Annotated in this window: 11 protein-coding genes; 10 read left to right on the top strand and 1 reads right to left on the bottom strand. The window is 52.8% G+C overall.

The window, feature by feature from the left end:
• From AC13DE_RS01205 to wecB, 5 genes are all read left to right on the top strand, one after another.
• A partial coding sequence (locus AC13DE_RS01205) for a hypothetical protein (RefSeq protein WP_483046757.1) occupies nucleotides 1–541 on the top strand: 541 nt, incomplete at its 5' end.
• Nucleotides 542–891: 350 nt separating this feature from the next.
• On the top strand, nucleotides 892–1,311 hold the full coding sequence (locus AC13DE_RS01200; protein ID WP_483046756.1) for a MarR family EPS-associated transcriptional regulator: 420 nt from the start codon (nucleotides 892–894) through the stop codon (nucleotides 1,309–1,311).
• 9 nt (nucleotides 1,312–1,320) lie between these two features.
• Entirely contained in the window at nucleotides 1,321–2,367 is a 1,047-nt protein-coding gene (locus AC13DE_RS01195; RefSeq protein ID WP_483046755.1) for an SDR family NAD(P)-dependent oxidoreductase, read from the top strand.
• Complete coding sequence (locus tag AC13DE_RS01190; RefSeq protein ID WP_483046754.1) at nucleotides 2,364–3,488, top strand: polysaccharide biosynthesis C-terminal domain-containing protein; 1,125 nt, start codon at nucleotides 2,364–2,366, stop codon at nucleotides 3,486–3,488. The genes AC13DE_RS01195 and AC13DE_RS01190 overlap by 4 nt, the downstream gene beginning before the upstream one ends.
• A complete protein-coding gene (gene wecB / locus AC13DE_RS01185) occupies nucleotides 3,485–4,633 on the top strand; it encodes a non-hydrolyzing UDP-N-acetylglucosamine 2-epimerase (protein WP_483046753.1) in 1,149 nt (382 codons plus the stop codon). Before AC13DE_RS01190 ends, wecB begins: the two co-directional genes overlap by 4 nt.
• A gap of 375 nt (nucleotides 4,634–5,008) precedes the next feature.
• Here the strand turns inward: wecB and AC13DE_RS01180 are convergent, their stop codons facing one another.
• The gene (locus AC13DE_RS01180) at nucleotides 5,009–5,302 is read right to left on the bottom strand and encodes a hypothetical protein (RefSeq protein ID WP_483046752.1); all 294 of its coding nucleotides are present in this window, start codon (nucleotides 5,300–5,302) and stop codon (nucleotides 5,009–5,011) included.
• Here AC13DE_RS01180 and AC13DE_RS01175 point away from each other — a divergent pair.
• Genes AC13DE_RS01175 through AC13DE_RS01155 form a run of 5 tightly spaced genes read left to right on the top strand, consistent with a single transcriptional unit; the run spans nucleotide 5,301 to nucleotide 10,486 of the window.
• Entirely contained in the window at nucleotides 5,301–6,275 is a 975-nt protein-coding gene (locus tag AC13DE_RS01175; protein WP_483046751.1) for a hypothetical protein, read from the top strand. The genes AC13DE_RS01180 and AC13DE_RS01175 overlap by 2 nt on opposite strands.
• A complete protein-coding gene (locus AC13DE_RS01170) occupies nucleotides 6,275–7,471 on the top strand; it encodes a hypothetical protein (RefSeq protein WP_483046750.1) in 1,197 nt (398 codons plus the stop codon). The genes AC13DE_RS01175 and AC13DE_RS01170 overlap by 1 nt, the downstream gene beginning before the upstream one ends.
• Nucleotides 7,468–8,505, top strand: a complete 1,038-nt coding sequence (locus AC13DE_RS01165; RefSeq protein ID WP_483046749.1) for a glycosyltransferase family protein — start codon at nucleotides 7,468–7,470, stop codon at nucleotides 8,503–8,505. The genes AC13DE_RS01170 and AC13DE_RS01165 overlap by 4 nt, the downstream gene beginning before the upstream one ends.
• A gap of 1 nt (nucleotide 8,506) precedes the next feature.
• Entirely contained in the window at nucleotides 8,507–9,148 is a 642-nt protein-coding gene (locus tag AC13DE_RS01160) for a hypothetical protein (RefSeq protein ID WP_483046748.1), read from the top strand.
• 12 nt (nucleotides 9,149–9,160) lie between these two features.
• Nucleotides 9,161–10,486: a flippase gene (locus AC13DE_RS01155; RefSeq protein ID WP_483046747.1), complete on the top strand. Its 1,326-nt coding sequence runs from the start codon at nucleotides 9,161–9,163 to the stop codon at nucleotides 10,484–10,486.
• Nucleotides 10,487–10,889: the final 403 nt, after the last annotated feature.

The raw sequence follows: 10,889 nt of genomic DNA, 5'->3' as shown, positions 1-10,889 counted from the left end.
GATGACCATGGGTCTGCAGAAGGATACCCATATGGGCCGGATGCTGGGTGTGTGGGCTGGCCGTCTGCTCGAAGAAGAAGCAGCGCATGAGTTCAACAGGACGCTGATCGAGACCCTACAGGAAAGCTATGCTGCTGATGTTGAGAAGGGCAGGGGCGATGAGTATGTCAACGTGGCCTCCAGGGACATGAAGGATCCGGTCATCCGCGACGCATGGGGAACCATGGGCACACGGATCAAGGATGATGCAGCAGAGATCTTCGGTCAGGATAACTTCCTGCCTGTGCGCCGTGAGCTGGTCAATGATGCCATTGGTTATCGGTCAGCTTCGATCACGGACATGTGGACAGGCCAGAGCCGGGTGTCAGAGCCAATCCGCAATGCGGTCAAGGAGATTGCGACAGCACTCTTCAAGGAAAACGCATATCGGTACTTGAAGCGCACGGAAGAGGTGGTTTCAGGGGTGAAATGCCTGGTCGATCAACAAGGGTTAGCCTACAGGGTGCATGCAGGTGTAAATCCACGGCTTTTGAAGGAATAGGGTTCAGGAGAACTTCGTGACATACTTTGCCCAATGTTCTCCCGGTGAATGGTCCAGTTTCACGCTTGCGGGATGCTAACCTGAAACCTGAGAGCACATCGGTGCAATGGTTTACGGAGACCTTCTAGACATACGTGCAGAACTTTTAAGAAGTCCCCCGGCTGACATCGAACATGCTGCGTAAATTTCCGGTCAATCAACCTCACTGCCATTCAAAGTTTTAACTTGTACGACCGTTGAACACTTGCTACCGCTCAAAATTGAACAATGTGAGGCGATCCTTTGTGCTCACTCCCATATACGATGCAGCTATGATCAGGCCTTGTGCGGTAGACTAGGAAAATTACCAAATGACAAGCAAGCGTAGCAAGCTGCAGGAGGATACGTATTTTCGCGTCCTTCGCCTTCATCAGGAAAACCCTGAAATGTCTCAGCGCGAGCTGGCAAGAGCAGCCGGGGTCAGCGTTGGTGGCATGCATTACGTGTTAAGCGCACTCGTTGATAAGGGACTTGTAAAGTTGGGGAACTCTACAGCCTCGGAAGACAAGCGGCGATATGCATATGTTTTGACGCCGAAAGGTATCGCTCACAGAGCGGCGCTTACGCGTGCGTTTCTTACCCGTAAAATGGAAGAGTACGAGGCGCTTAGGAATGAAATCAAAGCGCTCGAATTAGATATTCGACGGAAATCTCCAAAGTGCCAAGCGCATGTTAAAGATGATCACGTAGCTGCCTTGTTCCACCCCGCACTGCAACCGGATGACCTCTAGGAAAATAAAATGACAATTAACAAACGAGAAAAACCGACTTGTGTTTTGATCACTGGCGGTACCGGCTCATTTGGAAAGACCATGCTGCGAGATCTTCTTGATGACGGCATTCAGGAAGTCCGGATCATTTCGCGTGACGAAGAAAAGCAAGACGCGCTCAGAAACGAGCTGCGAGATGATCGGGTTCGCTACTACATCGGAGATGTGCGAGACCGCGGTGCAGTTGATCGTGCGGTTCTAGGCGTGGATGCAATTTTTCATGCGGCCGCGCTCAAGCAAGTTCCGAGCTGTGAGTTCTTTCCCCATGAGGCTGTGCTGACGAATGTCATCGGGTCGGAAAATGTCATTCGATCCGCAATAGCGTTGAATGTTCAGAGTGTCGTATGTCTCTCGACCGACAAGGCCGTATTTCCGGTCAACGCTATGGGCATGACAAAGGCACTGATGGAAAAGACAGCTCAGGCTGCGGCGAGGGTCATAGGCCCGGATGGGGACACAATTATTTCGGCCGTTCGCTATGGCAACGTCATGTACTCGCGCGGATCGGCCATTCCGCTTTTCGTGCGCCAAATCAAATCAGGTATGCCGATTACCATCACAGAACCTACAATGACTCGCTTCCTGATGCCCCTCCGGTATAGCGTGGACTTGGTTCACCATGCTTTCCAGAACGCCAACCAGGGCGATCTGTTCATCAAGAAGGCTCCAGCGTCAACGATCGCGGATTTGGTCACTGCTTTGAAAGAGTTGTTCAGCGTCCCTGACCACCCGGTAGACGTGATCGGCTGGCGCCACGCTGAAAAGCTTTACGAGACCCTGGCAAGCGCGCAGGAACTCGGCAGCTCAGTGGATATGGGCGACTACTATAGGATAATGCTCGACATGCGTGATCTAAACTACAAACCCTACTTCTCTGAAGGCGAAGTCGAGACAAAACAGAGAGAAGATTACCACTCGCATAACACGGAGCAACTGAATGTTGCCGGTGTTAAAGAGCTCTTGCTGACCCTGCCCGAGGTCCAGAAGGAACTAAAGAGTTGGAACGGCCCGCAATGAACCAGATTGTCATCACCGGTGCGAAAGGCCTCATCGGCTGGCATGCGCACGCGCGGCTACATGCGGCCAATTGTGCCGCAACGTTCAAGGGAGAGCCGGCGCCGTTCGAGATTGTTGCGCTCGATCACGCCGCTTTTGAGGACGACGCTACCTTGCAGTCCGCGGTTAACGGTGCGCAGGCCGTGCTTCACTTCGCTGGCGTCAATCGGGCGCCTGACGAAGAGGTCGAGGCGGCAAATCCTGCAATCGCTTCCCGGTTGGCAGATGCCTGCAAAACTGCCGGGGTAATGCCTCACATTATCTACGCGAACTCGACGCACGCCTCGAGTGACACGCCCTATGGGCGCTCAAAACGTATTGCTGGAGAGAGGCTATCACAAGTCGGGGGCGGGTACACTGACATGGTGCTGCCGCATATCTTCGGTGAGTGCGCGCGCCCCCGATATAATAACGTGACAGCGACCTTCATTGAGGCGGTGATTGCGGGGGAGACGCCGGATATCAACCCTGACGGGCGTGTCTCTTTGTTGCATGCTGGCACCGCTGCACAGGCGGCGCTGGACGCGGTCATCAATCGCACCACCGGCACCCTACGGCCCGAGCCGCGTGACCTCGCCGTTACCGACATCTTCGCACGCCTGCAGCATTTCCACGCCAACTATCAAGCCAACATCTATCCGGATCTCGGCGATCCTTTCACGACCGCACTTTTCAACAGCTATCGCGCAGCTCTCTATCCGAGCGGGTTTCCGCGTGCGTTGAAGCTGAATACGGATGCTCGCGGTACCTTATTCGAAGCGGTCAAAGGCGGGGGTGGTGGCCAGACCTTCCTATCAACCACCAAGCCCGGAGTGACTCGAGGCGATCATTTCCACCTAACAAAGGTCGAACGCTTCCTCGTCGTCCAGGGTGAGGCGATGATCCGAATCCGCAAGGTGTTGAGCGACGAGGTCTGGGAATACAGGGTTTCTGGCGACGCGCCAGCGTCAGTCGACATGCCGACGTTGCACACCCATTCTATCGAGAATGTTGGCGAGGGCGATCTTCTTACTTTGTTCTGGACCCATGATTTGCTCGATCCGGCCAACCCGGACACTTTTGCTGATAAGGTATTGAAATGAAACGCCTCAAGGTCATGACCATTCTCGGCACACGGCCTGAGATCATTCGTCTGTCACGCGTGATGGCTCGGCTAGACGATTTCGCCGACCATGTCATTGTACATACTGGCCAAAACTGGGACTATGAGCTGAACGAGGTGTTCTTTGACGACCTCAGCGTGCGTAAGCCTGACCATTTTCTCGGCACTGGCGGCGGGACGCTGGGCGAGACGCTTGGCAAGATCCTGTCGGAAAGTGAGAAGGTGCTGTCAGAAGAACGGCCCGACGCGGTTGTGGTTCTGGGTGACACCAATTCAGCGATCTCGGCGATCATGGCGCGGCGGATGAAAATCCCAGTCTACCACATGGAGGCAGGCAACAGGTCGTTCGACCGAAACGTACCCGAGGAGACCAATCGCAAGCTGGTGGATCACATTTCAGACTTCAATCTGGTCTATACCGAGCACGCGCGGCGGCACCTGCTGTCAGAAGGTATCCAGCATCGCCGCATATATCTGACCGGATCGCCGATGCGTGAAGTTTTGGAACACTACCGTCCGCAGATCGAGACATCTGACGCGTTAACGCGGTTGGGGCTGACAGCTCGAAAGTATTTTATCGCATCCCTGCATCGTGAGGAAAACGTGGATCATCCGGGCCGACTGGCCATCCTGGTTGGTGCGCTGAACGCGTTGGTCGCCGCACATGAAGTGCCACTTATATTGTCCACACATCCTCGCACCCGCACGCGACTAGATGCGTTGGGGCTGAAGTTTGATAAACGCATCCAAGACATGAAACCTTTTGGTTTCCACGACTACAACAGGCTCCAGATGCAGGCCTTCTGCGCCATTTCAGACAGTGGTACGATCGCAGAAGAAGCGTCCATCCTCGGGTTTCCTGCCATCACGCCGCGCGACGCGATCGAGCGTCCGGAAGGCCTCGATGTGGGCTGCATCATGATGACTGGCGTTAACCAAGAGGCGATCGAAGACGGTGTCAAAGCCGCTGTTCAATTCTTCGGCGAGCGTGAGGCGGCAGATCTGTCTCATCCTGTGCCCGCCGACTACTGTGTTACCAATACGTCAGAGAGGGTGGTTAGCCTTATCTTGGGCACAGCGCGCCTGAGCAATCAATGGGATGGCATTCGGCTGAATACCGTTTGAGAAAGTACCCGATAGGGGTGTAGTATAGGGTGACGCAGAAAGAGATTGATCCTGATGGCAGAGGTGCTTATCGAGCCTTTTGGAGCCCTATGAGTCTCCATCCAAATGGCCTGTGTCGACCATGGCGGAAGCGAGAAAGAGAAACTGCCATGCGAAAGAATGCAACTGGAAAGGAAGCGCGGGATGGAGCTTTGTCAGGTATATGCGGGGGGGTGGGTAAATTGCCTCCTGCGAGCGCGTCACCTGCTACCGGTTTTGGGCGGGTAATGATTGTGACCCACACTTTGGCTCGCTGCGCCCTACTTTTGTCGAAGACGCCAAATCTGAAATACCAGCTCGAGGCTAGCCGAGGCTAATGGCAGTTGCGAATTCCCATCAGCTATTGCGGTTTGGCAAAAGCTCCACCTCTGATCTGGTATTTAGGTTCATCCTATTGGATGTCCTTTTTTTCCCATATCCTCCCGGATTGCCAGTTACGTTCGGAGTAATTGCGGCGATCATTTGGCCAATCATATCGTTAAGGCGCGCCAACACACGATATTTTATTTTAATAACTAGCTTGATAGCATTGGTGATTTTATCATTCATGCGTTTCTTAGCTTTCTCAGCACAGTCATCAAGCGTGTATTTTGTTCCGAATTTCATAAATGGAGGTATCTTATGCTTCATGGCAATTATAACATTGATGATAACGTCGAATAGAAATACCCTATCTTTTTGGGACGAAAACAAAGAATTTTCTCTTCTGGTTATGAAGGCTTATATAGTCTTCAAATCCGTCCTTGCTATTATTTTCTTTATATCCCCTTCTCAGTATTTTAGTATCCGTTCTTTTTGGACGTTATCTGGGGATACAATCGAGATTGGATTTCTGAATACCCATACGCGTTTTACAGGAACACTCAGTGATCCCAACAACTTCGCATGCATCATGGCAGCCGTAGTCGCTTTTGTTGTCTTTCGTCAGTCGGGAAAGATTATCCAAAATATTGGAATTCTGCTTCTGGCGTGCCCCTCCATCGCAGCATCTATGAGCGTGACCGGTATTTTTGCATTCACGTTGGTAACCATCATGTATGCTTTGAATGCAAAATTGCCCGGTAGCATGGGAACACGGCTTGCCTTTAGGGTGGGGCTCATTTTCTTGTTTCTGCTTATTTCTTTTGTTACCTTTCTACTTGTTCAGGACAATATAGTGGTCCAGCTTGCGCTTCAACGCGTTGCCGAAGGCTCCGCAGAAAGTCGATTTGCAAAATTTGAGATCCTTGGGGACAACGAGAAGGTTCTAAGCGCATTATTGGTTGGAGAGGGTGCGACAATTATTTGGAATTCTATGGAGTTTCGCCCCCATATCGGGCACCTTTATATTTTTCTTGGGTTTGGCCTTCCCGCCTATATAATTTTCTTGTTTACCTTCTTTCCGGTTTCGCTTAAAAAACCATTGATCCATGCAGTGTTTCTTTTGCCAATTTTCCTTGGCTTCTCCTTGAATGTGGGGATCTATGAGCCGCGTTTTGCGGGCATTTGGGCGATTTTGATTGGTCTATATTTCATTGAGCCCCACAGCCTGGTAGGCTCGCATCCCCTGATGGCTAGCGGAATGCAGCCAGCCGATAGTTCTCTTGGCGGAAGGTTGATCTGATGGCATCCTCATCGCAAAATATCGCCATAGTCATCGCCTGCTACAACCGTCCGTCGTCTCTGCAGCGTATTCTGGAATCGCTCAGTTTAGCGACCTATCCTGATCACCCTGTTCCTCTGGTGATCAGCATCGACCGCAGTGACGTCCAGGCCGACCTCATCGCGCAGGCTAAGGCGTTTGATTGGCCGTTTGGGTCCAAGACGATCCGTGCCTTCGATGAGCGTCAGGGTCTCCGGGAGCATATTCTGCAATGCGGAGATGTGGCGCTGGAGCATGACGGTGTTATCGTGCTGGAAGATGACCTTATCATCGGAGTGAATTTCTATCACTTTACTACTCAGGCCGTCGCTGCTGTGGGCACGGATGACCGGGTTGCGGGTATCTCGCTTTATGCGCCCGCGATCAACGAGATGGTGCCGCTCCCTTTCACCCCCGCACCGTCTAGGTTTGATGGGTATTTTTTGCAAAGCACGCAATCATGGGGCCAGTGCTGGACGGCCTCCATGTGGCGGTCGTTCCGCGACTGGTATCGTTCCGCGCCGTCGCCGCTATCGGATGAGGCGGATATGCCGGGGCGTATCTATTCCTGGCCCGAAACGTCGTGGAAGAAATACCACATGAAGTTCACCGTTCAGACTGGACGCACCTGGCTCTACCCCTATGTGTCGCATTCAAGCAATTGTTCGGATGTCGGAACGCATAACCCACGCCCGTCCTTCCTGTTTCAGGTGCCTTTGGCCTCGGGGTCCCATCATGAATATGACCTGCCTCAGCCTGACGATGCCGCTGCAATCCATTACGACGCGTTTTTTGAGCGGAGCGGGTTGGCAGACGAGGATGGGACACCCCTGTTGCTCGATCTCTATGCGACCCGCCGCCAAATTCCCGCAGGGTGCCGGTTCGTCACCGGGCGACCTGTGGATCTTGCTCCTGTGCGAAGCTATGGCCTGCTTTATCGGCCCCATGACGAAAACGTGGCGCGGGCGGCTTCGGGCAAGGATTTGCATACATACGATGCCAGTCGGCTGCTTGATCTATCGGGGTGCGCGAGTATCCGGCAAATGGTATACCAGTCCGATCTGATATGGTCCGATAGCCTCCGCGTCGGACTGTTCGGGGTGCGGCATGCCATCCCCGACAAATTGCGTCGGATCTCACGGAAGCTGGTTAAGTGGATCACTGGGGAAAAGCGATGACTGGCCGGATCACCCTCTACTCCACGGCGCAGACGGACACCAACGAGGGGCGATTGACTGCTTCCATCGTGTCTGCGTTGGCGCCCGAATTGCAGGTCCAGACGGTCAGCCATCGACTGGGACTCCTGTCTATGTTGCGGCGATCCGATGCCTTGGTCGTCCATACTCCGCTAGGGTTTTCGGTCGGTGCAATTTTTCTGGCGAAATTGCTGCGCCGTCCAGTCATCGCCTTTGTGTGGGATCTTTACCCCGTCATGATCCACGGTCGCCGCTATAACAGGCGTCTGCGCCGATTGATTGCTGACACAATCGAGGGGCTGGCACTCCGGTTGTCGGACCACTTGATTGTCCAGACAGGTGACTTCCTGTCCTCTCCGATTCTCGCGCGGGCACGGGTAATTCCGTTCTGGTATGTGCCCTCGGCTCCCGTCGCGCGCACCACGAGAAGCACGAATGCGGCTGGCCCCTTGCGATTTGCCTTCGCGGGCCAGATCAATGAAACGCGGGGGCTGCTGGAAACTGTGGCGTCCCTCGACGCGATGTTGAACGAGAAGGCAAATCTTCATATCTACAGTCGTGATCCATTTGAGCCGCCCGCCGACTTGCGAAACCTCACCGTTCATCATCGCGGACACATGTCGAAGGATCAACTAGCCCGGTCCTTGGCGGAAGATGATATTGGACTTGTCTCGTTGCATCCGGGCTTTGACGGACCGGCGTTTCCGTCAAAGTCTCTCGACTATCTTGCCGCTGGATTGTCGATCGCCTATTTCGGCCCGGTCCTCGAACATTACGCGGCCCTTCTCGAACGAACGAGTTGCGGCGTTGCGGCGGGGGGGACCCGTTCGATCGATTTCGACCACCTACTTGCTCCCCAGAGCACCTTTCAACATTGTATAAACTCATTTTTTGACCAAGTTCGCGCCGACCCGACCCGGTTGAAATGCCATTTCGCGGATATCATTAACTGCCACATAGAACCGTCATCCGCTGGCTCAAGCCGCGCCTTCACTGACAACACATTGGACAAGTAGTATGAAAATTTCGTTTCGTCAGGCAGCAAAGCTTGTAACGCCGCCGTTTGTGCCTGCAATCGTGCGTTGGAGCCAAGCCTTACCAAAGCGTGGCAAACTTTTCGACGGGCATGACGACATCTTTCTCGATCTGGTCGCGAAGGCAGGATCCTATGCCGAGTATGGGTGTGGGGCAAGCACCATCTGGACAGCGAATAATACATCGCTGGACATAATAAGTGTCGATACCAGCGCAGACTGGCTTCGCCATGTCCAGTCATCAATAAACCGCACGGAAGGCGTTACACCAGTTCACGTTGATCTTGGCCCTTTGGGCGATTGGGGGCGGCCTATGGACTATAGCAGACGTAGAAAGTTCATCGACTACGTCGAAGGGCCATGGAAGGCGGACCAAACAAGTGATTTGGTCCTCGTCGATGGCAGATTGCGAATAGCGTGTTTCCTGACAAGCCTTTTGCGGGCCCGGCCAGGCACGACGATCCTGTTTGACGACTATATCGGCCGTCCCCACTTTCAGGTGGCCGAGGAATTTGTTCCGTCAGCGCGCAGGAACGCGAGACAGTCCGCGTTCGTCGTTCCCGAAAAAATCGATCGTTCGTTTGTTAAGGCAGAGCGGGATAGATTCCTGTACGTGATGGAATGATGAACTTGCAGGATGCTCAGTGAAGTCATGGGGAGTCTTCACACTGGGGTTTATTGGCTGGCGTCCGAAAGAGTTGTCGCAGCTCTTATGGGATTGCTCACCACATTTCTTGTGGCGCGTTTCATGGGACCTGTCAATTTCGGCATCTTCGCGTTCATTTTCGCATCTATTGGGCTTGGTTTGGCAGCCGGTCAGTTGGGCATGGACTCCCTACTGGTACGCAGTTTCGTAAAATCGGACGGGGCGGATGGGAAGATCATCGGAACTGCAATTCTCATCAAGGCTGTGGCCAATGTGATCAGTTTCGCGGTAGTTTTCTTGATCGTTGTTGCGTCGATCGATGGTAGCCAGAAAGAGTTGCAGATTCTGATATTGAGCGCATCTGTTTTTGCGCTGTCCAGCGTTACGACCGTGCTGGGGCCTTGGTTCAAGGCACGAGAAGATTTCCGATCCCTGTTCCGCGTTAGGATCATTGCGACAATCGTTTCTCTTGTGGCCAAGGTCGCCGTTGTCGCGTCCGATTTGTCAATCTTGGCCATGGCTAGCGCGCATATTCTTTATTTTGTCACTGAAACGATCGTCTGCTTCGCCCTGTTTGCGCATCATAAGGGAGCGCCGATACGAAGTTGGGCTTTTGATCGATCGATTGCGGGGGAACTCTTTAAGAGTGGTGCGCCGCTTTTTTTCGCCACTATAGTCGCCGCGACCTACATGAACATCGACATGATGATGTTACGCTACTTTTGGGACGCGCGAACGGTCGGAGAATATGCACTGGTGCCGCAAATGCTGAACGCCGTTCAAATTATTCCCTATGCAATTACTTCTGCGGCCTTTCCTGCGATACTTGCTCTCGTAATGAAGGATGCAAATGGCGATATATCAGTTCTTTGCCGTCGCATATATGGCCAACTACTTCTGTTTTCCTTCGCCGCGCTACTATTGGTGGTGTTTGCTGTTCGCCCGCTCACACCTCTTCTATTTGGGGCCGAATATACGGCTTCTTTAACTTCTATGCTTGTGGCAGCCTTTACAATTCCTTTCATCTTTATCCGGCACCTCAGCACTAAACTTTTCGTCGCCTACAACATTCGCTATGACTTCGTGAAGATGGAACTAGCCGGACTGTCAGTAAACATTGTTCTCAACGCATTGCTAATTCCGCTTTATGCTGGCGTCGGAGCTGCGATTGCGACTGTTTTAGCCTATTTTATATCAACGATTGTGATGGCGTTCGCCTTCAGGCGTAGCCGTGCGATTTTTCTCCCTATCTTGAGGCGGCCGCAAACTATAAAATCTGATCCGGTGATGCCAACAGATGATCTGCCGCACAGATGAGAATTCTTCTCCTGATCCGGTGATCATAATGCGATAGCGCGACACGGCGAAAAATCACACCAGGTTCGTCAGCATCTGGGGGCAGGTCAAAGGCCGTTCATCCCATTGGCTGAGCCCAATTGTTGAACCACCCATTGAGCGTCAATTTGTTGTTCGTCACGTCGACTGACGGTGGCGGAAATCCAAATTTGGACTGGGATCCTAAATGGCTTCACCGCGCTTGGCATTTGCCCGTAACCTGCTCCCCTTTGATTCCGCTAATTTGTCCGCCCTGAACAACCATCAAGACATTGATAACGAATGATTAAGTGGTGATTTTAATAGCCTTTTTCTGCAGTGTTTTATACTATCGCGTTGAAAACCCTGCAAATTGGTCTGGCCATGAAGCACCGTAATCGCACCC

The organism is Sulfitobacter sp. L-8 (genome assembly GCF_056859255.1).
This window is presented reverse-complemented; position numbering and strand designations above follow the sequence as displayed.

What these genes read in the sequence shown, in the direction of transcription:
- AC13DE_RS01165 (WP_483046749.1), top strand. Translation starts at nt 7,468, where the DNA reads ATGACTGGCCGGATCACCCTCTACTCCACGGCGCAGACGGACACCAAC.
- wecB (WP_483046753.1), top strand. Translation starts at nt 3,485, where the DNA reads ATGAAACGCCTCAAGGTCATGACCATTCTCGGCACACGGCCTGAGATC.
- AC13DE_RS01180 (WP_483046752.1), bottom strand. Translation starts at nt 5,302, where the DNA reads ATGAAGCATAAGATACCTCCATTTATGAAATTCGGAACAAAATACACG.
- AC13DE_RS01190 (WP_483046754.1), top strand. Translation starts at nt 2,364, where the DNA reads ATGAACCAGATTGTCATCACCGGTGCGAAAGGCCTCATCGGCTGGCAT.
- AC13DE_RS01170 (WP_483046750.1), top strand. Translation starts at nt 6,275, where the DNA reads ATGGCATCCTCATCGCAAAATATCGCCATAGTCATCGCCTGCTACAAC.
- AC13DE_RS01160 (WP_483046748.1), top strand. Translation starts at nt 8,507, where the DNA reads ATGAAAATTTCGTTTCGTCAGGCAGCAAAGCTTGTAACGCCGCCGTTT.
- AC13DE_RS01155 (WP_483046747.1), top strand. Translation starts at nt 9,161, where the DNA reads ATGCTCAGTGAAGTCATGGGGAGTCTTCACACTGGGGTTTATTGGCTG.
- AC13DE_RS01195 (WP_483046755.1), top strand. Translation starts at nt 1,321, where the DNA reads ATGACAATTAACAAACGAGAAAAACCGACTTGTGTTTTGATCACTGGC.
- AC13DE_RS01200 (WP_483046756.1), top strand. Translation starts at nt 892, where the DNA reads ATGACAAGCAAGCGTAGCAAGCTGCAGGAGGATACGTATTTTCGCGTC.
- AC13DE_RS01175 (WP_483046751.1), top strand. Translation starts at nt 5,301, where the DNA reads ATGGCAATTATAACATTGATGATAACGTCGAATAGAAATACCCTATCT.